The sequence below is a fragment of the Citrobacter sp. Cpo126 genome, assembly GCF_030332445.1.
GTDB classification, from domain to species: Bacteria; Pseudomonadota; Gammaproteobacteria; order Enterobacterales; family Enterobacteriaceae; genus Citrobacter; species Citrobacter portucalensis.
In genome coordinates, this window is sequence record NZ_JAOWHT010000032.1 from 745,468 (window position 1) to 768,521 (window position 23,054).

21 protein-coding genes are annotated in these 23,054 nt (G+C 52.6%); 7 read left to right on the forward strand and 14 right to left on the reverse strand.

Translation table 11 applies throughout. The features are described 5' to 3' along the window. Nucleotides 1-225 precede the first annotated feature (225 nt). Genes ttrB through ttrA form a run of 3 tightly spaced genes read left to right on the forward strand, consistent with a single transcriptional unit; the run spans nt 226 to nt 5,041 of the window. Entirely contained in the window at nt 226-960 is a 735-nt protein-coding gene (ttrB, locus tag OGY17_RS12795) for a tetrathionate reductase subunit TtrB (RefSeq protein WP_353622324.1), read from the forward strand. Beyond that, a complete protein-coding gene (gene ttrC / locus OGY17_RS12800) occupies nt 961-1,983 on the forward strand; it encodes a tetrathionate reductase subunit TtrC (protein ID WP_286607405.1) in 1,023 nt (340 codons plus the stop codon). After that, the gene (gene ttrA, locus OGY17_RS12805) at nt 1,976-5,041 is read left to right on the forward strand and encodes a tetrathionate reductase subunit TtrA (protein WP_191214750.1); all 3,066 of its coding nucleotides are present in this window, start codon (nt 1,976-1,978) and stop codon (nt 5,039-5,041) included. Before ttrC ends, ttrA begins: the two co-directional genes overlap by 8 nt. Nucleotides 5,042-5,135: 94 nt before the next feature. On the opposite strand, the gene OGY17_RS12810 is transcribed toward ttrA, so the two are convergent. The 3 genes from OGY17_RS12810 to OGY17_RS12820 are packed head-to-tail and all read right to left on the reverse strand — an operon-like array spanning nt 5,136 to nt 7,653. Next, on the reverse strand, nt 5,136-5,948 hold the full coding sequence (locus OGY17_RS12810) for a MetQ/NlpA family ABC transporter substrate-binding protein (RefSeq protein WP_191214752.1): 813 nt from the start codon (nt 5,946-5,948) through the stop codon (nt 5,136-5,138). Between the two features lie 21 nt (nt 5,949-5,969). Then, the gene (locus OGY17_RS12815) at nt 5,970-6,638 is read right to left on the reverse strand and encodes a methionine ABC transporter permease (protein ID WP_003029361.1); all 669 of its coding nucleotides are present in this window, start codon (nt 6,636-6,638) and stop codon (nt 5,970-5,972) included. After that, nucleotides 6,631-7,653, reverse strand: coding sequence for a methionine ABC transporter ATP-binding protein (locus OGY17_RS12820; protein ID WP_191214753.1), 1,023 nt, complete (start codon nt 7,651-7,653; stop codon nt 6,631-6,633). Before OGY17_RS12820 ends, OGY17_RS12815 begins: the two co-directional genes overlap by 8 nt. 375 nt (nt 7,654-8,028) lie before the next feature. Between OGY17_RS12820 and ynhH the strand changes: the two genes are divergently transcribed. The 3 genes from ynhH to lpp all read left to right on the forward strand — a co-directional run bounded on the left by ynhH (nt 8,029) and on the right by lpp (nt 10,189). Further along, the gene (gene ynhH, locus OGY17_RS12825; RefSeq protein ID WP_244293978.1) at nt 8,029-8,223 is read left to right on the forward strand and encodes a protein YnhH; all 195 of its coding nucleotides are present in this window, start codon (nt 8,029-8,031) and stop codon (nt 8,221-8,223) included. A 7-nt stretch (nt 8,224-8,230) separates the two neighbouring features. Beyond that, entirely contained in the window at nt 8,231-9,643 is a 1,413-nt protein-coding gene (gene pykF / locus OGY17_RS12830; RefSeq protein WP_003029366.1) for a pyruvate kinase PykF, read from the forward strand. A gap of 309 nt (nt 9,644-9,952) precedes the next feature. Continuing rightward, nucleotides 9,953-10,189: a murein lipoprotein Lpp gene (lpp, locus tag OGY17_RS12835; protein ID WP_003029373.1), complete on the forward strand. Its 237-nt coding sequence runs from the start codon at nt 9,953-9,955 to the stop codon at nt 10,187-10,189. A 68-nt stretch (nt 10,190-10,257) separates the two neighbouring features. Here the strand turns inward: lpp and ldtE are convergent, their stop codons facing one another. The 8 genes from ldtE to OGY17_RS12875 all read right to left on the reverse strand — a co-directional run bounded on the left by ldtE (nt 10,258) and on the right by OGY17_RS12875 (nt 18,269). Continuing rightward, nucleotides 10,258-11,262 (reverse strand): L,D-transpeptidase LdtE, encoded by a 1,005-nt coding sequence (gene ldtE / locus OGY17_RS12840; RefSeq protein ID WP_032943210.1) that lies wholly within the window; start codon nt 11,260-11,262, stop codon nt 10,258-10,260. A gap of 123 nt (nt 11,263-11,385) precedes the next feature. After that, the gene (gene sufE / locus OGY17_RS12845) at nt 11,386-11,802 is read right to left on the reverse strand and encodes a cysteine desulfuration protein SufE (RefSeq protein WP_003832654.1); all 417 of its coding nucleotides are present in this window, start codon (nt 11,800-11,802) and stop codon (nt 11,386-11,388) included. Between the two features lie 12 nt (nt 11,803-11,814). Next, nucleotides 11,815-13,035 carry a cysteine desulfurase SufS gene (gene sufS / locus OGY17_RS12850; protein WP_008784609.1) on the reverse strand — a complete coding sequence of 407 codons (1,221 nt, stop codon included), beginning with the start codon at nt 13,033-13,035 and terminating at the stop codon, nt 11,815-11,817. Next, nucleotides 13,032-14,303, reverse strand: a complete 1,272-nt coding sequence (gene sufD, locus OGY17_RS12855; RefSeq protein ID WP_032943209.1) for a Fe-S cluster assembly protein SufD — start codon at nt 14,301-14,303, stop codon at nt 13,032-13,034. The genes sufS and sufD overlap by 4 nt, the downstream gene beginning before the upstream one ends. Next, on the reverse strand, nt 14,278-15,024 hold the full coding sequence (sufC, locus tag OGY17_RS12860; protein ID WP_003832649.1) for a Fe-S cluster assembly ATPase SufC: 747 nt from the start codon (nt 15,022-15,024) through the stop codon (nt 14,278-14,280). The genes sufD and sufC overlap by 26 nt, the downstream gene beginning before the upstream one ends. A gap of 16 nt (nt 15,025-15,040) precedes the next feature. Further along, on the reverse strand, nt 15,041-16,528 hold the full coding sequence (sufB, locus tag OGY17_RS12865) for a Fe-S cluster assembly protein SufB (RefSeq protein ID WP_286607409.1): 1,488 nt from the start codon (nt 16,526-16,528) through the stop codon (nt 15,041-15,043). 8 nt (nt 16,529-16,536) lie between these two features. After that, the gene (gene sufA, locus OGY17_RS12870; protein ID WP_003832645.1) at nt 16,537-16,905 is read right to left on the reverse strand and encodes a Fe-S cluster assembly scaffold SufA; all 369 of its coding nucleotides are present in this window, start codon (nt 16,903-16,905) and stop codon (nt 16,537-16,539) included. A gap of 488 nt (nt 16,906-17,393) precedes the next feature. Beyond that, nucleotides 17,394-18,269, reverse strand: coding sequence for a LysR family transcriptional regulator (locus tag OGY17_RS12875; RefSeq protein WP_020996441.1), 876 nt, complete (start codon nt 18,267-18,269; stop codon nt 17,394-17,396). A gap of 121 nt (nt 18,270-18,390) precedes the next feature. On the opposite strand from OGY17_RS12875, the gene OGY17_RS12880 reads away from it, so the two are divergent. Continuing rightward, nucleotides 18,391-19,242, forward strand: coding sequence for a Vmh family MBL fold metallo-hydrolase (locus OGY17_RS12880; protein ID WP_153753224.1), 852 nt, complete (start codon nt 18,391-18,393; stop codon nt 19,240-19,242). Between the two features lie 66 nt (nt 19,243-19,308). Here OGY17_RS12880 and OGY17_RS12885 read toward each other — a convergent pair whose 3' ends face one another. The 3 genes from OGY17_RS12885 to ydiJ form a co-directional block, all read right to left on the reverse strand. After that, a complete protein-coding gene (locus OGY17_RS12885) occupies nt 19,309-19,497 on the reverse strand; it encodes a YdiH family protein (RefSeq protein WP_003030540.1) in 189 nt (62 codons plus the stop codon). Nucleotides 19,498-19,574: 77 nt separating this feature from the next. Then, nucleotides 19,575-19,985, reverse strand: coding sequence for a 1,4-dihydroxy-2-naphthoyl-CoA hydrolase (menI, locus tag OGY17_RS12890; RefSeq protein ID WP_008784603.1), 411 nt, complete (start codon nt 19,983-19,985; stop codon nt 19,575-19,577). Next, nucleotides 19,982-23,038: a D-2-hydroxyglutarate dehydrogenase YdiJ gene (gene ydiJ / locus OGY17_RS12895; RefSeq protein ID WP_208744365.1), complete on the reverse strand. Its 3,057-nt coding sequence runs from the start codon at nt 23,036-23,038 to the stop codon at nt 19,982-19,984. Before ydiJ ends, menI begins: the two co-directional genes overlap by 4 nt. Between the last annotated feature and the right edge of the window lie 16 nt (nt 23,039-23,054).

Sequence of the window (23,054 nt, forward strand, 5' to 3'; positions counted from 1 at the left end):
ACAGCGACGCCAGCACCGTCAGACATCTTACTACGTTGCGTCCCACTCAATTATCCCTGTCAATTATGTTGTTTTAGATCAACAACAAGCCGGGTATGTGGTTAACCACAATAGAGTATACCCCGTCACGATTTTTACACTGTAAATCATTGAGATTCTTTATTCATCACACGCAAATCAACGGCGTGACCAATGTTTCGTTGTTGCATCGTGACGGGAGAAAATATGGACAGCAGTAAACGGCAGTTTCTCCAGCAACTGGGCGTCCTGACCGCTGGCGCATCACTGGTTCCGCTGGCTCAGGCGCAATTTCCCTTTTCGCCTGAACGCCACGAAGGCTCACAACAGCATCGCTACGCCATGCTGGTTGACCTGCGACGATGTATCGGCTGCCAGGCCTGTACCGTCAGTTGCGCCATTGAAAACCAGACGCCACAGGGCGAATTTCGTACCCTCGTCAACCAGTATCAAGTGCAGATTGAAGATCAGCAAAGCGTTACCAACGTCCTGCTGCCGCGACTGTGCAACCATTGTGATAATCCCCCTTGCGTGCCCGTTTGCCCGGTACAGGCCACTTTCCAACGCGAAGACGGCATTGTGGTGGTCGACAACACACGCTGCGTGGGCTGCGCCTATTGCGTGCAGGCCTGCCCTTATGATGCGCGATTCATCAACCATGAAACGCAAACCGCCGATAAATGTACCTTTTGCGTTCACCGCCTAGAAGCGGGGCTGCTCCCGGCCTGTGTGGAATCCTGCGTCGGCGGCGCGCGCATCATTGGCGATATTAAAGATCCGCACAGCCGCATTTCACAAATGCTGCATGAACACCATGACGCCATCAAAGTCCTGAAGCCGGAAAGCGGTACGTCTCCTCACGTGTTCTATCTGGGACTGGATGAGGCGTTTGTCACCCCATTGATAGGACGAGCTCAACCCGCTCTCTGGCAGGAGGTTTAAATGAACCATTCACTGATTATCGACGAGGTTCTGGCCCATCCTCAAGACGTAAGCTGGTTACCCTGGGCCGTACAATATTTCTTTTTCATCGGCATTGCCGCCTGCGCCGCGCTATTCGCCTGCGTTCTTCACTGGCGCAAAAAAGAAACGGCAGACCTGGAGAATCTGACGCTGTTAATCGCCCTGACCTGCGCGATTACCGCGCCACTGGCGCTGACCGCTGATCTACACCAAACCGCCCGCGTCTGGCATTTCTATGCGTATCCGACGCCATGGTCCTGGATGCCGTGGGGCGCGCTGTTTTTACCACTGTTTACCGGTTTTTTAGGTCTGTGGTTTCTGGCGCAGCATGTGAAACGGCTAACGCTAAAAAGTTACAGCGTCACAAAATGGTTAGCACTTGGTAGCGCGCTGTCCGCCATCGGATTGCTGGTTTACACCGGCCGTGAAGTGTCGGTGGTACAAGCGCGTCCCATTTGGTTCAGTTACGCCTTTCCGGTTGCGATGTTCCTCAGCGCGCTGCAAACATTTCTTGCCCTGCTTATTGCCACGACAAATAGCAAGGACGCACTACCGCGTAAGCTAGCGTGGGGGCAAATGGTCACGTTGATTGCGCTTGCTATCGTGGTGGCGATCTGGGTGAGTGGTAATACGCTTTCCGGTTCGGCTATCCGTCAGTGGCTGGATGTTGCTTCTTCAGCACAACACTACGCTATCGGTTGGGTTGCGCTATGGCTTGTTTCGCTTGCTCTTTGCGGGTTGGTTGTACGTTACCCCTTGTCGCTACCGCTGCGCATATTACTCGCTTTTAGCGCTATGGCGCTGTGCTGGCTAATGCGCTGGACGTTACTCATCCAGGTGCAGACCGTACCGAAATTTAACGCGCAGTTTAATCCCTATACCCTGCCCGGCGGCACCGATGGCTGGCTGGCTATTGTGGGTACCTTCGGCCTGTGGATAGCACTGATTATTATTTTTCGTGAAGCCCTGAACGCGATCGCAAGGAGAATGCAACATGGCTAATTTAACCCGTCGTCAGTGGCTTAAAGTGGGCCTTGCCATAGGTGGCATGGTGACTTTTGGCCTGAGTTATCGGGATGTGGCAAAGCGCGCGATAGACGGTATGTTGGACGGAACCTCGGGCAAAATTACCCGTGACCGCATTTTTGCCAACGCGCTCATCCCAGAAGCCAACGCCCGGCCTCACTGGCAGCAAAACCCGCAGCAGGTGATCTCGATGACGCAGTGCTTTGGTTGCTGGACGCAGTGTGGTGTACGGGTTCGCGTTGACACTGAGCAAGGCAAAGTGCTGCGCATTGCTGGCAACCCTTATCATCCGTTGTCGCACGAGCACCATATAGACGCCTCTGTCCCCTTTGCCACGGCAATGGAACAGTTGACCGGGGAGTCAGGTCTTGACGCACGTTCTACCGCCTGCGCCCGTGGTGCAACCTTACTCGAAGGTCTGTACAGCCCGCTACGTATTCTGGAGCCTATGAAGCGCGTCGGTAAACGCGGTGAAGGAAAATGGCAGCGCATCAGCTTCGAACAGCTGATCAAAGAGGTGGTGGAAGGTGGCGATTTGTTTGGTGAAGGCCACGTTGATGGTCTGAGAGCCATCCACGATCCCACTACACCGCTTGATGCGAAACATCCCGGCTTTGGCCCAAAATCCAATCAACTGCTGGTCACCAATACCAGCGATGAAGGACGTGATACCTTTTTACGTCGCTTCGCACTGAACAGTTTCGGCAGTAAAAACTTCGGCGCTCATGGCGCTTACTGTGGTCTGGCCTATCGGGCCGGTTCCGGCGCGTTAATGGGCGATCTGGATAAAAATACCCACGTGAAACCCGACTGGGATAACGTCGAATTCGCGCTGTTTATGGGCACCTCTCCGGCGCAATCCGGCAACCCGTTTAAGCGCCAGGCCCGCCAGCTGGCCAGCGCCCGTTTACGTGACGACTTCCGCTATGTTGTGGTGGCGCCAGCCCTGCCATTAACCACGGTGCTGGCTGACGATCGCGGTCACTGGCAACCCGTACGACCGGGAAGCGACTCCGCGCTGGCAATGGGGATGATAAGCTGGATTATCGATAAACAACGCTATAACGCTGATTATCTCGCCATTCCCGGCGTGCAGGCCATGCAGCAGGCTGGAGAAAAAAGCTGGACTAACGCTACGCATCTGGTGATTACCGATGAAATTCCAACGCTTGCCGGACAACACCTGACCCTCGCCCATCTGAGTGCAAACGCAGCCCAGGAGCCGGTGGTCGTCAACGAGGCCGGTGAGATTGTCGCCGCCAGCAGTTGCCCGCGCGCTCAGCTGTTTGTTACCCGTGAAGTGACGCTGGCCGACGGGCAGACAGTAACGGTAAAAAGCAGCTTCCAGTGTCTGCGTGAGTCCGCAGAAAAACTATCGCTAACGCAGTACAGCCAGCAGTGTGGGGTGTCAGAAGCAGACATTGCCGCTCTGGCCGACGCATTCACCCGCCACGGGCGTAAAGCGGCAGTGATCACACACGGCGGTATGATGGCAGGTAATGGATTTTATAACGCCTGGTCGGTGATGATGCTCAATGCGCTGATTGGCAACCTTAGTCTTGAAGGCGGCGTGTTCGTCGGCGGCGGCAAATTTAATGGCGCCACCGACGGTCCGCGCTACAACATGGACAGCTTCGCCGGGAAGGTAAAACCGAAAGGGTTAAGCATCGCGCGCAGTAAAACCGCTTATGAGTCTTCGGAAGAGTACCGCAATAAGGTGGCTGCCGGGCAATCGCCCTTCCCGGCTAAAGCGCCGTGGTATCCGTTTGTCGCCGGTCAGCTTACCGAACTCCTCGTCTCGGCGCTTGAAGGTTACCCTTATCCGCTGAAAGCCTGGATCTCCAACATGACCAACCCGTTTTACGGCATTGCGGGGTTACGCGGCGTGGCGGAAGAAAAGCTCAAGGATCCTGCTCGTCTGCCGCTGTTTATTGCCATTGACGCCTTTATGAACGAAACCACGGCGCTGGCAGATTACATCGTGCCGGATACCCACAACTTCGAAAGCTGGGGATTCAGCGCTCCGTGGGCGGGCGTGGCCAGCAAAGCCACCACCGCGCGTTGGCCAGTTGTCAGATCGGCGACCAGCCTCACGGCTGACGGCCAACCGGCCTCGATGGAGTCTTTCTGTATTGCAGTGGCAAAGCGCATCGGGCTACCTGGATTCGGCGACAATGCAATTACCGATCCGCAAGGTAATCACTATCCGTTAAACCGTGCGGAAGATTACTACCTGCGTCTCGCGGCCAATATTGCGTTTATGGGCAAAGCTCCGGTTGCTGAGGCACAGCCGGAAGACATAGCGCTGACCGGGGTCCAGCGGATCATGCCTGTGATGACCCAAACGTTGAAAACCGATGAAATCAGCCGAGTGGCGTTTATCTACTCCCGCGGCGGGCGCTTTGCGCCGGACAACAGCGGGCGAGTTGATAACCGCGTCGGCAATGCCTGGGAAAAACCGCTCCAAATCTGGAATGCGAACGTCGCCGCGCACCGCCATGCGATTACCGGCGAGCGCTACAGCGGCTGCCCGGCCTGGTATCCTTCACGTCTGTCAGATGGACGTGCGGTCGAGGAGTTGTTCCCGGAACAAGAGTGGCCGTTGAAACTGATTTCCTTTAAATCCAATACCATGTCCAGCGCCACGGCGGTTATCCCACGCCTTCATCATCTGAAGCCGGTTAATCTGGTGGCGCTCAATCCACAGGATGGTCAGCGGTATGGTTTAGCACACGGCGATATCGTGCGTATCACCACCCCCGGTGGTCAGGCGCAAGCGCAGATAAGCCTGCTGCATGGCGTCATGCCGGGTGTTATCGCCATCGAGCATGGTTACGGGCATAAAGAAATGGGCGCGGCACGGCATACCCTCGACGGTGAGCCGATGGCGTTTGATGAGCAGATTAAGTCGGGGATTAATCTCAACGAGTTGGGTTTTGCGGACCCAACCCGACAGGTAGCCAATACCTGGCTTGACTGGGTGTCGGGTGCGTCGGTGCGTCAGGGGTTGCCAGCGAGAATTGAGCGAGTGTAGCTCTGGTGCCACATGGCAACGCGAACGCGTTTTACCCGGCCTACAGGACGTCGTAGGCCGGATAAAGCACTGCCGCCACCCGGCAAAAAGCAGATTAGTTGTTTACCGGGATCACCGCACCTTTATATTTAGTACTGATCCAGTCCTGGATCTCTTTTGAATGCAGGACATCAACCAGCGCTACGATATCCTTTTTCTTCTCGTCGCCACGATGCACGGTAATGATGTTGGCATACGGGTTGTTTTCACCACTTTCAACAGCAATAGGATCTTTCACTGGATCCAGCCCAGCGTCGATGGCGTAGTTGGCGTTAATCACCACCGCATCGCCTTCGTCGTTGTTATACATCTGCGGTAACAGCGCGGCTTCCACGTTTGGCAGGAACTTCAGCTTTTTCGGGTTTTCGACGATATCGCTAATGCGCGCAGTTACTTTATCCACGCCCGGCTTCAGCTTGATCACCCCCTCTTTTTCGAAAATCGACAGAATACGGCCTTCCTCAGATACCGCGTCACGCATGATGACTTTGCCGCCTTCCGGCAGATCTTTAAGTGATTTCACTTTTTTCGAATAGATACCAATCGGCTCAATGTGAATCGCTCCGGCGCTGACGAAGTCATACGTTTTATCGCCTGCATGGTCTTTAATCACGCTGTTCAGGTACGGAATATGCTGGAAGTAGTTGGCGTCAATCTCACGGCCAGCCAGCGCAGTGTTCGGCAGAATGTAATCCTGGAACGGTTTAATCTCCAGATCGATCCCCTGCTTCGCCAAAATCGGTTTGGCCTGTTCAAGGATCTCCGCATGCGGCACGTTAGACGCGCCAACGGTCAGAGTATCAGCCCAGGAGGCAAAGCTCAGGGCGCTTAAGGTTGCTGCGGCGAGTAACGTCAGTGATTTTTTCATGATAATGGTTTCCGTATTTTATTAGCGTTTATCTAACAGAGAGGTGATCACATCGCCGCAAAGCTGGATGATGAAGACAATGAGCAAAATCGTCACCGTCGCCACCAGCGTGACGTCGCTGTGGTTGCGCTGGAATCCTTCCAGATAGGCCAAATTCCCTAAACCACCGGCACCAATTACCCCTGCCATCGCGCTGTAGCTCACCAGCGCAATTAGCGTCACGGTGATCCCGGACACCAGAGCAGGAGATGATTCCGGCAGTAAAACTCGAAAAATAAGTGTGCTCAGTCGTGCGCCCATTGAACGCGTCGCTTCAATAACGCCTTTATCCACTTCACGCAGAGCGATTTCGACCAGACGCGCATAAAACGGCGCGGCCCCCACGATCAGCGCAGGCAACGCGGCATTGGCGCCGAGAATGGTGCCTACCATCGCTTTGGTAAACGGGATCAGCAGCACGATCAAAATGATGAATGGGATCGAACGAAAGATATTCACCACCAGCGAAATAGCACTATATACCGCACGATTAGGGAACAATCCGCCGCGCGCGGTCAGGAACAATGCCAGGCCAAGCGCGATGCCCAAGATAAAGGTCGCCGCCCCCGAAAGAGCTGTCATATACAGCGTTTCCTGGGTTGCCGCTAACAGTTGTTCCCACTTCAGATGGGGAAACAGTTCTTCAGCCATGTTGAATCACCTCGCCTTCAATGTCGCTCTGGCGCAGGTCGGCCAAAATATTGTTCAATTGTTCCTCAGAGGCCACCACGTGCACCCAGAGTTGCCCAAACACGCCATGTGCGGTTTGCGTCATCTTGCCGTGCAAGATGTTGAACGGCAGGCCATAGCGCAGGGTCAATTCCCCAACCACAGGGCGGTGGGTACGTTGCCCGGTAAAGGTTAATTTGATAACCAACCCACCCAACTCGCTTGCCAGTTGCGGATTAAACTCGTCTTCTTCGGTGTACTGGCTCACCTGACGAACAAATTGTCGGGTAATAGGCTGCTGAGGATGGGTAAAGACGCTGAGCACATCACCTTCCTCAACGACCTTGCCGTTTTCCATTACCGCGACGCGGTCGCAGATTTTGCGTACCACGTGCATTTCATGAGTGATCAGCACAATGGTCAATTTGAAACGACGGTTAATATCGAGGAGTAAATCGAGGATCTGATCGGTAGTTTGCGGATCCAGCGCCGAGGTGGCTTCGTCACACAGCAGGACATCTGGATTGTTCGCCAGCGCACGAGCAATTCCTACACGCTGTTTTTGCCCACCGCTGAGCTGGGAAGGATACGCATTTTCACGACCGCTCAGCCCAACCAGCGTAATCAGTTCAGCAACCCGCGTTTTGATGGACGCTTTGGACGCACCGGCGATTTGCATAGAGAACGCAATGTTTTCGCTAACGGTCCGCGACCACAGCAAATTGAAGTGTTGAAACACCATGCTGATTTTCAGTCGCGCCTGGCGTAACGATTCCCCACTGGCGGCCGAGATATCGTGGCCGTTAATCGTCACGCTGCCGGAGGTCGGTTTTTCGAGACCATTGAGCAAACGAATTAAGGTGCTTTTACCTGCCCCGCTGTAACCAATAATGCCGTAAATCTGCCCCTGTTCAACCGTCAGGTTGACGTTATCGACAGCGGTGATGGCAAGCCTGCCTGGCGTAAACACTTTCGAAATATTTTTCAGGACAATCATGTCGTTTGGGTATCCGCTGCTGCTTATTGTTCTTCTGCTAGCGCTTTTGGCTGTTTAGCAGTATGGATGTCCAAACGAGTGTAATCAGTGGAATTGGCTTTTAAAATGAATTAAAACGCATTTGATATAACTTTTAGAAATATAGTACTGCATCGACGTCAACGGCATAAAACGTAGTCATCGAGATGTTAAATGCAGTTTGTTGCGCAACAAATCGCAACGCCGGATAACCTCTTTATCCATACCGATGAACAAATTAATGAATAATTTTTGTAAAACTGCACAGAAGTGTTTTGAAACGCTGTTTCCATTTTCCTTTTTGATAATTTTCAGCGTATAATGCGCGCCAATTGTCTCTTGAATGGTTTCAGCACATTGACCTGTAAAACTCAACGACTACAGAACTCACCATCCCGTTGGGCTGAAACACAAGCACACATTCCTCTGCACGCTTTTTCGATGTCACCTATCCTTAGAGCGAGGCATCACAACTTTCGTAACTCAGGTTTAGCTTCCCATCCGTGCGCGATGGGAGCCAGATTTCCATATCCTTCTCAACTTAAAGACTAAGACTGTCATGAAAAAGACGAAAATTGTTTGCACCATCGGTCCGAAAACCGAATCCGAAGAGATGTTAACCAAAATGCTGGACGCGGGCATGAACGTCATGCGTCTGAACTTCTCCCACGGCGACTACGCAGAACACGGTCAGCGCATCAAGAATTTGCGCAACGTTATGAGCAAAACCGGCAAGAAAGCCGCAATCCTGCTCGACACCAAAGGTCCGGAAATCCGTACCATCAAACTGGAAGGCGGTAACGACGTTTCCCTGAAAGCGGGCCAGACCTTCACCTTCACCACCGACAAATCTGTCGTAGGTAACAACGAAATCGTTGCTGTAACTTACGAAGGCTTCACTAAAGATCTGTCTGTCGGCAACACCGTTCTGGTTGACGATGGTCTGATCGGCATGGAAGTTACCGCCATCGAAGGTAACAAAGTTATCTGTAAAGTGCTGAACAACGGCGACCTGGGCGAAAACAAAGGCGTTAACCTGCCGGGCGTTTCCATCGCGCTGCCAGCACTGGCTGAAAAAGACAAACAAGACCTGATCTTCGGTTGCGAGCAAGGCGTTGACTTCGTTGCAGCGTCCTTTATCCGTAAACGTTCTGACGTCGTTGAAATCCGTGAGCACCTGAAAGCGCACGGCGGCGAAAACATCCAGATCATCTCCAAAATCGAAAACCAGGAAGGCCTGAACAACTTCGACGAAATCCTCGAAGCGTCTGACGGCATCATGGTTGCGCGTGGCGATATGGGCGTTGAGATCCCGGTTGAAGAAGTTATCTTCGCGCAGAAGATGATCATCGAAAAATGTATCCGTGCACGTAAAGTCGTTATCACTGCAACCCAGATGCTGGACTCCATGATCAAAAACCCGCGTCCGACCCGCGCTGAAGCCGGTGACGTAGCGAACGCCATCCTCGACGGTACCGACGCAGTAATGCTGTCTGGCGAGTCTGCAAAAGGTAAATACCCGCTGGAAGCCGTTACCATCATGGCGACCATCTGTGAGCGTACTGACCGTGTGATGACTAGCCGTCTGGACTTCAACAACGACAGCCGCAAACTGCGCATCACCGAAGCCGTTTGCCGTGGCGCGGTTGAAACTGCTGAAAAACTGGACGCGCCGCTGATCGTCGTCGCAACCCAGGGTGGTAAATCCGCTCGCGCAGTACGTAAATACTTCCCGGATGCCACCATCCTGGCGCTGACCACCAACGAAACTACCGCGCGTCAGCTGGTGCTGAGCAAAGGCGTTGTTGCACAGGTGGTTAAAGAAATCAGCTCTACCGATGATTTCTATCGTCTGGGTAAAGAAGTCGCTCTGGAAAGCGGTCTGGCTCAAAAAGGTGACGTTGTGGTTATGGTTTCTGGTGCACTGGTTCCGAGCGGCACCACCAACACCGCATCCGTTCACGTGCTGTAATAATTCCATCGCGAATTAATTTGCTTAAAAAAGCGCCCTGGTGGCGCTTTTTTTATTTTATCGATAGCCACAATTAATAAAAAATCAAATCGGATTTCACTATCTAATCCGTGATTATCTAAGATGAATCCGATGGAAGCTTTCTGTTTTCACTCGGGTTTTTAGCCGTTTTTGCACAATTCGATGCTTCTTTGAGCGAACGATCAAAAATAAGTGCATTCCCATCAAAAAAATATTCTCAACATAAAAAAGTTTGTGTAATACTTGTAACGCTACATGGAGATTAACTCAATCTAGAGGGTATTAATAATGAATCGTACTAAACTGGTACTGGGCGCGGTAATCCTGGGTTCTACTCTGCTGGCAGGTTGCTCCAGCAACGCTAAAATCGATCAGCTGTCTTCTGACGTTCAGACTCTGAACGCTAAAGTTGACCAGCTGAGCAACGACGTGAACGCAATGCGTTCCGACGTTCAGGCTGCTAAAGATGACGCAGCTCGCGCTAACCAGCGTCTGGACAACGCAGCTACTAAATACCGCAAGTAATAGTATCTGTGTAATAAAAATGGCGCACATTGTGCGCCATTTTTTTTGCTCTGAATTCCCCTTCCCTGTTATTGCGTAGCGCGCACCTCAGCATCTCCTCCCGGCACGCCATTTTGCGCAGACTTCACTTCTGGCCCATTGCTCGCGACCGATGCTTGCCCGGCAGTGACGGTGACTGGATAACCTGCGCGACGATACAACGCCCTTTCCACCAGACTGTTATCCACCGCTTTATTATCTTTAAACTGGGTAAAACCGGCTGGCAGCACATACGGCATGGTCTGGACGTTTTGCTCCTCTTCCGGCGACAGCGGTCGATGCACTTCGACATACCTCATGCCGTTCGGCTCAATCGAATATTTTATCGGCTCATTAATCACCCTGACCGGCGTGCCTGTGCGGACCTGAGCAAACAGTGCTTTAATGTCCGGCGCGTTCATGCGAATACAACCAGAACTCACACGCAGGCCCACGCTGTCCGGCGCGCTGGTGCCATGGATCAGATACTCACCGTTTCCATGCGCCAGACGCAGTGCAAAGCGTCCTAACGGGTTATTTGGCCCGGCAGGTACAACAGGCGGTAATGTGATGCCGCGCTCCAGAGAGCGTTTACGGATGCCTGGTGTAGGGGTCCAGGTAGGATTCGGGATTTTCTGCCCAACCCGGGTTTCCATTACCGGCGTTTCCAGCCCCTGCAAACCGATACCAATTGGGAATACCTGAACAATATTCTCTCCCGGCGGGAAGTAATACAGACGCAGTTCCGCCAGATTCACAATAATGCCTTCGCGTGGAGCATCCGGCAGCAGTAATTGTGAGGGAATAGTAATCAGGGTTCCGGGTTTAGGTACGGGGGCAATAGTGTTGTTGGCTTCAAGGATCAGCATGGCAGCGGTATCAAACTTACGGGCTATCGCCTGTAGGTTTTTATCGCCTTCCTGCACAGTGTAGGTTTGGTTTTGCCCAACAAGGCGGCTGTTCGCCTGGGGCAAAGGATAATCGACCGCCCATGCGGCCTGAATAGCGCTGTAAGCGCCGATTAGCATTAACGTAATAACAGACGCGCGTTTCATACTCACTCACCCCCCTGGCGTTCTTGCCGGACGGCGGCGAGCGCCCAATCCGGCTTACGAGTCACTGCGTTGCCTTACACGAACGCTTTCAAGTCGGTCTGAAAGTTAACGTGTTTTATCAGTTTAGCTAAGAGTTGCGGCTTTGGCGCGAATAGCCCGAATCATCGCCTCCAGCCCTTGTGAACGAGACGGTGTGAGGTGCTGTGCGAGCGCCATTTTTTCAAACCACGGGCGCACATCAAAATTCACAATATCCTGGGCCGTCATGCGATCATACAAAATGAATACCACGGCAATAAGTCCTTTCACAATTGCCGCATCACTGTCGCCCTGTAATTCAATAATCCCTTCGCCATTCTGGTTCATAACAATCCATACCTGACTTTGACATCCCTGGATGCTATTTTCCGGGCAGCGTAAGTCGTCGTTTAATTCCGGCAAACGCTGACCCAGTTCAATAATGTACAGGTATTTCTCTTCCCAATTAGCGCAACGCAGAAAATTACGCAACAACTTTTCTTTATCCGGTAGCGCAGCCATAACGCCTCCCTGTTAGCCCAGTAAATGATGAATACGCTTGAGGCCCGTTACCAGGCGATCCACTTCTTCATGGGTGTTGTACATTGCAATCGACGCCCGACACATAGCAGGAACGTTATAGTAGGCCATCAGCGGCATAGCGCAGTGATGCCCCGTCCGCACGGCTATTCCATAGTTATCAAGAAAACTGCCGACGTCAAAGGCGTGATGTTTACCAAGGTTAAATGCAATCACACCCAGGCGGTTATCCGGTCCGTAGAGTGTCAAATCCGGCACATCCGCCAGCTGCTCCAACGCATAGCGCATCATGAACTGTTCATATTCACTGATTTCAGTAAGCCCCAGTGCTGAAACATACTCAATAGCCGCGCCGAGTCCGATAATACCTCCGGTGTTTGGCGTTCCGGCTTCAAAACGCCAGGGGGCTTTGGCCCACGTTGTTCCCTGACTCAAACTCACCGTCGCAATCATTGAACCACCGCCTTCCCAGGGTGGCATCTCCTGCAACAGCGACTCTCTGGCATACAGAACGCCAATACCGGTTGGTCCATAAAGTTTATGCCCGGAGAAAACATAAAAATCGCAATCCAGTGCCTGGACATCCACCTGATGATGCATCACCGCCTGTGCGCCATCCACCAACACTTTTGCGCCGTATTGATGCGCCAGCTCAATCATTTCCGATAACGGGTTCTCGGTACCCAACACGTTAGAAACGTGGGTAATCGCCAGCAGTTGCGTACGATCGTCAAACAGCGTCGGCAGCGTCTCCAGCTGCAACGTACCATCGGCATTGAGCGGAATAACGCGCAGCTCTGCCCCTACGCGGGCACACAGCATCTGCCAGGGCACAATATTGGCGTGGTGCTCCATTTCGCTGATGATAATGTTATCGCCCGCTCGCACATTGCTGCTGCCCCAGCTGTTCGCCACCAGATTGATGCCTTCCGTCGTACCACGAACAAACACCAGCTCTTCCGCTGAGCGGGCGTTAATAAACAACGAGGCAAGCTTGCGCACATTTTCCATTTTTTCCGTGGCCTGGGCGCTCAGCGTATGAATACCGCGGTGGACCGCCGCATAGCCGTGACGATAAAACTCGGCCTCGGCATCAATCACCTGATTGGGTTTTTGCGCGCTGGCAGCGCTGTCCAGATACGCCAACGGTAAACCGTTCACTTCACGCGTCAGGACCGGAAAGTCAGCCCGTACTTTTTCAATGGGAAATGTCATGCTGCGCCTCCCGGCAAGCGTTGGGCGATCCGCGCCAGTACCTGTTGTTTCAGCGTTTCATCGCCCAGGGCTTCCGTCAGCTCAGCGGCAAACGCATAGAGAATCATGTGTTGAGCATCCTGCTGGCCGATCCCTCGCGAACGCAGATAGAACATCTGTTCGTCGTCGATCCGTCCTACCGTCGCCCCGTGGCTGCATTTCACATCGTCGGCGTAAATTTCGAGCTGTGGCTTGGTATCCACCTCCGCCAGCTTTCCGAGCAACAAATTATTGTTGGTCATCTGACCGTCGGTTTTGATGGCGTGCTGGGCGACGTTGATCAGACCATTGAAGACCGCTCGTCCCTTATCGCTGACAATCGTTTTATGCAGCTGGCGACTGTTGCAATACCCTTTGTTGTGCTCAAGCCAGGTCCGTGTATCACAGACTTCATTTTTCACCGGCATCGCCAGACTGTTCAGCCGAAGCGTGGTGTTTTCACCGTTAAGCTGCGTACTGGTGTTATGGCGCAATACCGCATCACCAAGCAAGAAGCTGTGGCTAACGGCAGTAGCATCCGCGCCCAATTGAATGTCATTATGCGCGAAGTGGTGACTAAACGGATTTTCGAACGCCAGTTTGATATGGCGCAAATGGGCGTTTGCCGCGACGTTCATCGTTAAGCGTGCGCCGGTGAAATGGCGACGCTCGCTGAGGCTGGCATAGTGTTCAATGACGGTGGCTTCTGCGCCTTCCGCTAGCTCCAGATGGTGGCGATAGTGCGCCGTATTCACCTCATCACCCGCCAGCCCCTGGGTTATGTGCAGCAGCAGCAGCGGTTTCGCGGGGCGCTGGTTACGCTTCACCTGAATGTGCGTTACGCTACGGGACAGGCTTTCGGTAAGGTGCAAAAACACTTCCGGTTGGATAGCCGCTGGCAGCGCCTGGCGCGCATCGTCAATGGTAATGTCAAAACCGCTACCGTCTGTGCTGTCGCTGAGCGTCGGAGAGAATTGCCCGTCAACAAACACCAGTCGTACAGCATCAATTGTCGGCGACAACGCTGCACATTGGGCTGACGTTATCTCAGCGACATGACTGACAAACTGGCTGTTGGTTAATCCCTCCAGCGGCGTGTATTTCCAGTCCTCATGCTTCCGCGTTGGCAGCCCCAGACGCAGCATCTGTTGCAAGTGCTGCTGCGCATGGTGTGAGCGTGTCTCCCCTTGCGTCTCAAACAGATGGTGCCACTGTTGCAGCACATTACTGCTGTTCGCTAAGCCAGCCATAACCTTGCTCCTCCAGTTGTTTGACCAGCGTAAAATCACCGGACTTCACAATTCGCCCCTGGTAGAGAACGTGAACAAAATCGGGTTTGATATAGTCCAGGATGCGCTGATAGTGAGTGACGATAATGAATGAGCGTTTCCCGTCACGCAGCGAGTTCACGCCATCCGCAACGATTTTCAGCGCATCAATATCCAGCCCGGAGTCTGACTCATCAAGAATGCACAACTGAGGCTCCAGCACGGCCATTTGCAGAATGTCATTACGTTTTTTCTCACCGCCGGAGAAACCGACGTTTACCGAGCGCGTGAGCAAATCTTCCGGCATCTTCAGCAGCGCTATTTTCTCTTCCATCAGATCCTGGAAGTCGAATCGATCCAGCGACTCTTCGCCACGGTAACTTCGCACCGCATTCAGCGCCGTTTGCAGGAAAAACTGGTTACTGACGCCAGGGATTTCCACCGGATACTGGAATGCCATGAAGATCCCTTCACCGGCCCGGTCTTCCGGCGACAGTTCCAGTAAATCTTTGCCGTTGAACTCTACCGTCCCGCCAGTGACGTCGTAGTCTTCCCGCCCAGCAAGAGTTGCAGAAAGCGTACTTTTCCCCGAACCGTTTGGTCCCATAATGGCGTGAACTTCTCCGGGGCGAACCTCAAGGCTCAACCCACGCAGGATCGCCTTATCTTCCACACTGACCTGTAAATCTTTGATGCTTAACATGTGCTTTCCTTAAAATTTAACCGACGCTGTGCTCAAGACTTATGGCGAGAAGTTTTTGCGCTTCCACGGCAAACTCCAGCGGCAGTTCAGAGAACACGTCTTTACAGAAACCATTCACGATCATCGAAATGGCATCCTCTTCACTGATGCCGCGCTGCAGGCAGTAAAACAACTGGTCTTCACCAATACGCGACGCGGTGGCTTCATGTTCAAGCTGGGCGCTATTGTTACGACACTCCACATACGGGAAGGTGTGTGCCCCACAATCCGCACCGATCAACATCGAGTCGCATTGGGTATAGTTGCGGGCGTTAGTAGCGGTCGGCATGATTTTCACTAAGCCGCGATAACTGTTCTGGCTGTGTCCGGCGGAGATCCCTTTCGAGATAATGGTCGATTTGGTGTTTTTGCCAATGTGGATCATTTTGGTGCCGGTATCGGCCTGCTGATGTCCACTGGTCAGCGCGACGGAGTAGAATTCGCCGATCGAGTTGTCGCCACGCAAAATGCAGCTTGGGTATTTCCAGGTAATGGCCGAGCCGGTTTCCGACTGCGTCCACGACATTTTGCTGTTTTCGCCTTCGCAGAGTGCGCGCTTGGTGACGAAATTCAAAATACCGCCCGTATTGCCATCGCCGGGAAACCAGTTTTGCACCGTGGAGTATTTCACTTCGGCATCTTTGTGGATGATGACTTCCACCACCGCCGCGTGTAGTTGGTAACTGTCGCGCACCGGGGCTGAACAGCCTTCGATATAGCTGACGTAGCTGCCCTCATCCGCAACCAGAATGGTGCGTTCAAACTGCCCGGTTTTTTCCGCATTGATACGGAAATAGGTCGACAGCTCCATTGGGCAACGTACGCCTTTCGGTACATAAATAAACGTGCCGTCAGATGCCACCGCCGCATTCAGCGCGGCAAAGAAATTGTCATTGCCGGGGACAACCGTGCCCAGGTACTGTTTTACCAGCTCAGGATGATCGTGAATGGCCTCACCGAACGAACAGAAAATAATGCCCTGTTCCGCCAGTTTGTCGCGATAGGTGGTCGCTACCGATACCGAGTCGAAAATGGCATCAACCGCAACTTCTTTGCCTTCACGTACCGGCACGCCAAGCTGTTCGAATGCGTCCTCAACCTCTTTGCTTAAAAATGCATTCGCGCCCGTTTGCTGTACCGCTCCCGGTTCAGACGCACAGGTTTCATCGCAGTTACCGCAGGAAGGTGCGGAGTAATAGCTGTACTCCTGATAATTCAGTTTGTCGTAATGTGCTTTAAGCCAGTGTGGTTCTTCCATGGTCAGCCACGCTTTAAAGGCATTCAGGCGAAATTCCAGCATCCAGTCGGGTTCATTTCGTTTTGCCGAAATCGCGCGCACGACATCTTCATTGATCCCTTTTGCCAGCTCATCGGTTTGCAGTTGGGTGAAGAAGCCCTCTTTGTAATTAAGGTGCCCGCCAGCCCAGGTGTTGACATCGTCAGTTGCTTCAGTATTACGAGACATAGTACCGCCTATACCCCAAAACTTTCGCCACAGCCGCATTCGTTCTGGGCTTTCGGGTTATGAAATTTAAATAACTGGTTTAATCCTTCGCGAACGAAATCGACTTCTGTGCCGTCAATGAACGGCATCGCCTGCAACGGCACATAAAGTCTGGCGCCCTCCGTTTCAAACAGCAGATCGTCTTTTTCGGGTTGGCGGACGGTATCCAGCACGTAACCGAATCCCGCGCACCCTGTTTGCTTCACGCCTAAACGCACACCCAACATGTCAGGTTGCTTTGCCACCAGTTCACGGATATGCGCCGCAGCCGCTGGCGTTAACGTCAGCCCACGCCAGGCAAAATCGTCCGGGTTAAATGTTCCTGAATGCAATTCCATAGAGTTACCTCGAGTCACTAGCTTTTAAGCTATAACACCATGTTAGTGATAATGATTATCACTTCAACCCCTCAACAGCAGGGGCATTCGGGTTAATCGCCCTTTTTGGCTACTTTTAATAAGCATAGACCCTGCAGCGAGGGTTTACAGGGATGGATTATTTTGTTCAATGCATTGATTAATAATGGATTATGAAAATCCAATCGTTCAGTCAGGTCAAATGACAAAAGATGTATAGAAAATGTCTATTTAAGGGATAGGTGGGGATGAAGGTAGGGAAAAACAATTCAAATAATAAACAAACAACAAAAAACCCTTAAGTCTGCTTGTTGGCAGGCTTAAGGGTTCCGGCCCCATCCGGCGCTTATCTCCGGCACTCATATTGGCTTAGCTCTTGAAGGGGCGATAAGAAGAATCTCATACACCGATTAGTTTTTTTTAACACTAATTGCGGTTTGACTCTTTTATAAACGCGTTCAATCACATATTTAACGCTGTGCCTCACTGAGCGTGTCCAGCAGCAGGCGTAGCCCTGCGGGTTGATGCTCACGTGAAAGGTATAAACCATAAATCGGCAGGCACTTAGGTTGAAGTTCTGGCAGTAATCGAATTAGCTTTCCCTGCTCCAGCCCTTCCTGCGCCTCCAGCTCTGGCACCAACGCGATCCCCATTCCGGCCACTGCCGACTCGCAGAGCAGCGAAGAGATCCCTGCACTCAAATTCCCTTTGATTGCAACGGAGACAGGCTGCCCCTGAGGATCCAAAAAGTGCCAGGATTGTCCGGCAAAACCGCTGTAGTACAGGCAATTGTGCCGTGTGAGATCGTCGATTGTCTCAGGCGTGCCATGTTGATGCAGATAATCTGCAGACGCGCAAAGCACCGATTTACAGTCGCCCAACCGACGGGCAATAGTCCCTGGCTCTGGATTATCCGTTATGCGGATCGCCACATCGATGCGTTCCCCCACAAGGCTTACCGGTTGATTATTGATCTCCACCTCAATACGTAATTGCGGATATTGCGCCATAAACGTCGGCAGAACCGGAGCAAGAATATGCATCGCGGTAAAATGGGCGCAGGCTACACGTAGCGTGCCGGAGGGAATTTGCGCGGCACTGGCGGCACCAATATCCAGCGAAAGTTGCGCCAGAGAACGTGTTTTCACTAATGCATCTTCACCCGCTGGCGTGATCGTCAAGCGACGCGATGAGCGATGGATAAGCCTTGCGCCTGCCCATTTTTCCATCTCGTCGAGATAACGACTGACCATCGGACGGGAAAGCCCCAACGCACGCGCGGCTGCGCTCAGGCTACCCAAATCACAGATATGGTTGAATACCGTTGCCGCCATCACTCTGTCCATTGTTCCCATCCGATCGTTTTATGAAACTCAGCATGTCCTAATGAGGGAATTCTAACAGATCCGAATATCCTTAAAATACGGGAACTATCAAAAGACAATTTCCTGCACAAGGTTACCTGGTATGAAAGTTAAAACTCTGGCCCTGCTGTTACCTCTGTTTGCGTCTTCAGCTTTCGCCGCTCCGCTACAGCTGGACGTCTATAATCCACAGGATAAGGCTATTTTCCCGGTTTCTTCGACGCTGGTGTCTGGCCCAAAAGAGGCGATTTTGTTTGACGCCCAGTTCAGTACCAAAGATGGCGAACAACTGGTGCAAATGATTCGCGCCAGCGGTAAAACGCTGAAGGCTATTGTGATCACCTCCGGCGATCCAGATTTCTATTTTGGTCTGGAGCCCATCGTTAAGGCCTTCCCACAGGTAAAAGTCCTGGCAACGCCGCAGGTGGTAGACCATATCCGCGCCACCAAAGAGGCCAAGCTGCAGTTCTGGGGCCCGCAAATGAAGGACGGCGCACCAACATCGCTCACCGTTCCGCAGGCGACTACGCAAACGCAGTTCACGGTTGATGACGAAACGCTGGAACTGCGTCACGCCAACGATTATGCAGCGTATATCTGGATCCCGGCGAATCGAGCCATTATTGGCGGCACAGGCGTGGCTTCAGGTATTCACGTCTGGACGGCGGATACACAGTCTGAACAACAACGTAGTGCATGGCGTAGCGTACTGAGCGAAATGCAGAGCTTACAGCCCACTCAGGTGGTCCCGGGTCATTACATTGGCGACCGCCCAACCGGTGATAAAGCTATTCGCTTCACCCAGGACTATTTGCAGTCGTTTGAGCAGGCGCTAGGGGCGAAAAAAGGATCGGATTATGTGATTAAAACCATGACGGCAGCATGGCCAGGCCTTGCAGACGTAAGCTCGCTGGAGCTAAGTGCAAAAGTTAACAGCGGCGAGATGAAGTGGTAATGAAGATTTAAGGCAAAAATAACCCCGAACGCGTGTCGGGGTTTCGTTACGATAAGCATACCGGAATCAATGAACGCCCATGCGCCAGGCAAAATAGATCTCTTCTTTCAGTTCAGTGGAAGAGAGCGCCAACAGATCTGCAAACTCCAGCTCAAGCTGTTTCAGCCTTTTCAGGTACTGAGCCGGTGAAAGATCGGTTTTATCACGACGTAAAAATTCTATTGCCAGTTGGGCAGGGTCTAATTGGGTAGACATATCATCCTCGCTTGTGTTCAAAACCTGCACAGTATAACACCATTCCCTGTGCAGATAATGACCAAAAGCAATATGCATCACAAAATTGCGGTCGTCAGACGCGACGTGCAGCACAATCGACCCTGCTCATCGAAGATTTCTATTTGCCACACCTGGTGACGAGAACCTGTATGTAACGCGCGACATACGCCCCTGACGAGCCCTTCCCGTGCAGAACGGATATGGTTGGCGTTGATCTCCAGGCCCACCACTTTCTGCTCACCCTGAGTACACAAGTAGCCAGCTACCGAACCAATGCTTTCCGCCAGCACCACGGATGCGCCGCCGTGTAACAACCCAAAGGGTTGTTTGGTGCGATGGTCCACTGGCATCGTAGCTTCCAGCGTATCGTCGCCAATGTGCACAAAACGAATATCGAGCAACCCAACCATATTTCCTTCACCCATGGCATTGAGCGCCTCGAGTGTGACTTCACGTTTCCAGATCATCCTATAATCTCCAGCAGTGCCTGTAATGGGTGGCGAACGCCCGTACCTTCAACGCGTTTAACCTGGCTGCGACAGGAGTACCCTGTAGCCAGACAACGGTTACGTGGCAATCGTTGCATTGCCTGGTGCCATGATAACTCATAGATACCCAATGAGTTTTGGTGATTCTTCACTTCGTGACCGTAGGTGCCCGCCATACCACAGCACCCCACGCTGACGTTCTCCAGCTTTGCGCCAAAGCGAGCAAAAATAGCCGCCCATTGTGCAGGCGCGCCCGGTAAAGCCGTCACTTCGGTACAGTGGCCAAAGAAGTACCACGGTTCACCGCCAACAGCGACTGACTGCTGTGTTTCCACAGCTTTTGATAACCATTCGTTGGCCAGCAGCACATGGAAATCACCCCGCAGTTCTCCCAGCACCAGCTTGTATTCATCGCGATAACAAAGCACCAGCGCCGGATCAACACCCACCATCGGAATATTCAGCTTCGCTACCCGGTTAAGAAACTCGGATGTCTTTTTCGCCGTTTTGGCAAAACGGTTTAAAAAGCCTTTAATGTGCTGCGCCTTGCCATTTGGCGAAAACGGCAGCAGTACCGGCTGCATACCCAGTTTTTCTACCAGACGTATAAAATCAGCGACCACCTGCGCATCGTAATAGCTGGTGAAAGGGTCCTGCACCACCAGCACCGTACGGGCTTTTTGCTCGAGGCTGAGTAATTCGAGCTGTTCCAGCGTCATATTGGCGGAACGATGCCCCACCAGTTGGCGTTGCAGCGACGGCGCAGACAATAGCGGTAAATCAACCATTCCAATGTGCTTTTTAGCCAGATTTCGCACCAGCGGCTGATTGATGAAGAAGTTAAACGTTTTAGGCGCCCGCGCCATTAGCGGTGCATAGCTCTCAACGGTCGCCACCATATGATCGCGCAACGGGCGCAGATAACGCGTGTGGTACAGTTGCAGGAAGCGTGAGCGGAACTCCGGCACATCAATTTTAATCGGACACTGTGTGGAACAGGCTTTACACGCCAGGCACCCTGACATCGCCTCTTTTACTTCGTGCGAGAAATCGTATTCGCCCTTTCGTGCATGCCAGCTGTTGCGGGTACGGGTAATCAGCGTGCGTAAACTGGCGCGTTTCTCCGGTAGCTCTTTTTCCAGTTGCACAGGATCGATCCCGCGATCGGCCAACAGACGCAGCCACTCACGTACCAGCGTAGCTCGCCCTTTCGGAGAATGGATACGGTTAAGGCTGATTTTCATCGACGGACACATGGGGCTTTTCGCATCGAAGTTAAAGCATAACCCGTTGCCATTACACTCCATTGCCCCACGCCACTCCTGGCGTACGGCCAGCGGGATTTGACGGTCATACGTTCCGCGTTTCACCGCGTCCACTTTCATCATCGGCGCATCAACGTCTTCCGGTGGACAGATTTTGCCGGGGTTGAGCCGGTTTTGCGGATCAAACACCGATTTCACTTTGCGCAGTTCACGATACAGTTCATCACCGAAAAACGCCGGACTGTATTCCGCACGGAAACCTTTCCCGTGCTCACCCCACAACAAACCGCCATATTTTGCCGTCAGCGCGACGACATCATCAGAAATGCGTTTCATCAGCACTTCCTGCTGCGGGTCGCACATATCCAAAGCCGGCCTGACGTGCAGCACGCCAGCATCCACGTGGCCGAACATGCCGTAACTCAGACCATGGCTGTCGAGCAGCGCGCGAAACTCGGCAATATAGTCAGCCAGATGCTCCGGAGGAACGCAGGTATCCTCGGCGAACGGAATTGGCTTCGCGGAACCTTTTGCATTGCCCAGCAGACCGACAGCCTTTTTGCGCATGGCGTAAATTCGTTCGACGCCCGCCAGTTCGGTACATAGCTGCCAGCCAATAACGCCCGCTTCCTGGCGAGCGATTAACCCATCCAGGCGTTCGCAGAGTGCGCTGACTTGCGAATTAATCAAGGTTTCGTCGTCACCGGCAAACTCGACAATATTCAGGCCCAGCATCTCTTTATCCGCGACATCGGTAATCAGTTCGCTTACCGAGTGCCAGACGATGTCTTCACGCGCCAGATTGAGTACTTTGGAGTCGACGGTTTCTACCGACAATGCGCGCGCTTCCACCATCACCGGCGCGTTACGCAACGCCGAATCAAACGAATCGTACTTAACGTTAACCAACTGTCTGACTTTGGGCAGTGGCGTGATATCAAGGCGGGCTTCGGTGATAAACGCCAGCGTACCTTCAGAGCCGGTAAGAATGCGGGTTAAATCAAATTCGGTCATCTCATCGTTAAAGACGTGCCGCAGATCGTAACCCGTCAGGAAGCGATTAAGTTTCGGGAATTTATCCATAATCAGCTGTCGGTTATCACGACAACGCTCATAAACGGTCTTATAGATACGGCCAATCGTGGTATTGCTTTTACCCAGCATTTCGGCAAGCTCGACCGGCATGGGCTGGGTATCCAGAATATCACCGCCCATCAGCACCGCACGGATGCCCAACACATGATCGGAAGTTTTACCGTAAACCAACGATCCTTGCCCGGACGCATCGGTGTTGATCATCCCGCCGAGCGTTGCCCGGTTACTGGTGGATAATTCCGGGGCAAAGAAATAGCCATATGGCTTCAGAAACTGGTTGAGCTGGTCTTTTATTACCCCGGCTTCTACCCGCACCCAACCTTCTTGCGGGTTGATTTCAATAATCCGGCTCATATAGCGGGACATATCAACAATAATGCCCTGGTTCAGCGCCTGACCGTTGGTCCCGGTGCCGCCGCCGCGCGGGGTAAAAATCAACGACGAGAATAGCGGTTCTGCCGCCAGACGGGCGATTAACGCCACATCTGCGGTTGAACGAGGGAAAACGACAGCATCAGGAAGCAGCTGATAAATACTGTTATCCGTCGACATTGTCAGACGATCGGCATAGCTCGTTGCCGTATCACCCGTGAATCCTTGCTGCTCCAGCGCCTGCAAAAAATTGAGCACCAGCTGAACGACACCTGGCGCCTGAGAAATTTGTGGAATCATTATAGTGACCCTTTCC

Coding starts and splice junctions, on each gene's coding strand:
- ttrB (WP_353622324.1), top strand. CDS start 226: ATGGACAGCAGTAAACGGCAGTTTCTCCAGCAACTGGGCGTCCTGACC.
- ttrC (WP_286607405.1), top strand. CDS start 961: ATGAACCATTCACTGATTATCGACGAGGTTCTGGCCCATCCTCAAGAC.
- ttrA (WP_191214750.1), top strand. CDS start 1,976: ATGGCTAATTTAACCCGTCGTCAGTGGCTTAAAGTGGGCCTTGCCATA.
- OGY17_RS12810 (WP_191214752.1), bottom strand. CDS start 5,948: ATGAAAAAATCACTGACGTTACTCGCCGCAGCAACCTTAAGCGCCCTG.
- OGY17_RS12815 (WP_003029361.1), bottom strand. CDS start 6,638: ATGGCTGAAGAACTGTTTCCCCATCTGAAGTGGGAACAACTGTTAGCG.
- OGY17_RS12820 (WP_191214753.1), bottom strand. CDS start 7,653: ATGATTGTCCTGAAAAATATTTCGAAAGTGTTTACGCCAGGCAGGCTT.
- pykF (WP_003029366.1), top strand. CDS start 8,231: ATGAAAAAGACGAAAATTGTTTGCACCATCGGTCCGAAAACCGAATCC.
- lpp (WP_003029373.1), top strand. CDS start 9,953: ATGAATCGTACTAAACTGGTACTGGGCGCGGTAATCCTGGGTTCTACT.
- ldtE (WP_032943210.1), bottom strand. CDS start 11,262: ATGAAACGCGCGTCTGTTATTACGTTAATGCTAATCGGCGCTTACAGC.
- sufE (WP_003832654.1), bottom strand. CDS start 11,802: ATGGCTGCGCTACCGGATAAAGAAAAGTTGTTGCGTAATTTTCTGCGT.
- sufS (WP_008784609.1), bottom strand. CDS start 13,035: ATGACATTTCCCATTGAAAAAGTACGGGCTGACTTTCCGGTCCTGACG.
- sufD (WP_032943209.1), bottom strand. CDS start 14,303: ATGGCTGGCTTAGCGAACAGCAGTAATGTGCTGCAACAGTGGCACCAT.
- sufC (WP_003832649.1), bottom strand. CDS start 15,024: ATGTTAAGCATCAAAGATTTACAGGTCAGTGTGGAAGATAAGGCGATC.
- sufB (WP_286607409.1), bottom strand. CDS start 16,528: ATGTCTCGTAATACTGAAGCAACTGACGATGTCAACACCTGGGCTGGC.
- sufA (WP_003832645.1), bottom strand. CDS start 16,905: ATGGAATTGCATTCAGGAACATTTAACCCGGACGATTTTGCCTGGCGT.
- OGY17_RS12875 (WP_020996441.1), bottom strand. CDS start 18,269: ATGGACAGAGTGATGGCGGCAACGGTATTCAACCATATCTGTGATTTG.
- OGY17_RS12880 (WP_153753224.1), top strand. CDS start 18,391: ATGAAAGTTAAAACTCTGGCCCTGCTGTTACCTCTGTTTGCGTCTTCA.
- OGY17_RS12885 (WP_003030540.1), bottom strand. CDS start 19,497: ATGTCTACCCAATTAGACCCTGCCCAACTGGCAATAGAATTTTTACGT.
- menI (WP_008784603.1), bottom strand. CDS start 19,985: ATGATCTGGAAACGTGAAGTCACACTCGAGGCGCTCAATGCCATGGGT.
- ydiJ (WP_208744365.1), bottom strand. CDS start 23,038: ATGATTCCACAAATTTCTCAGGCGCCAGGTGTCGTTCAGCTGGTGCTC.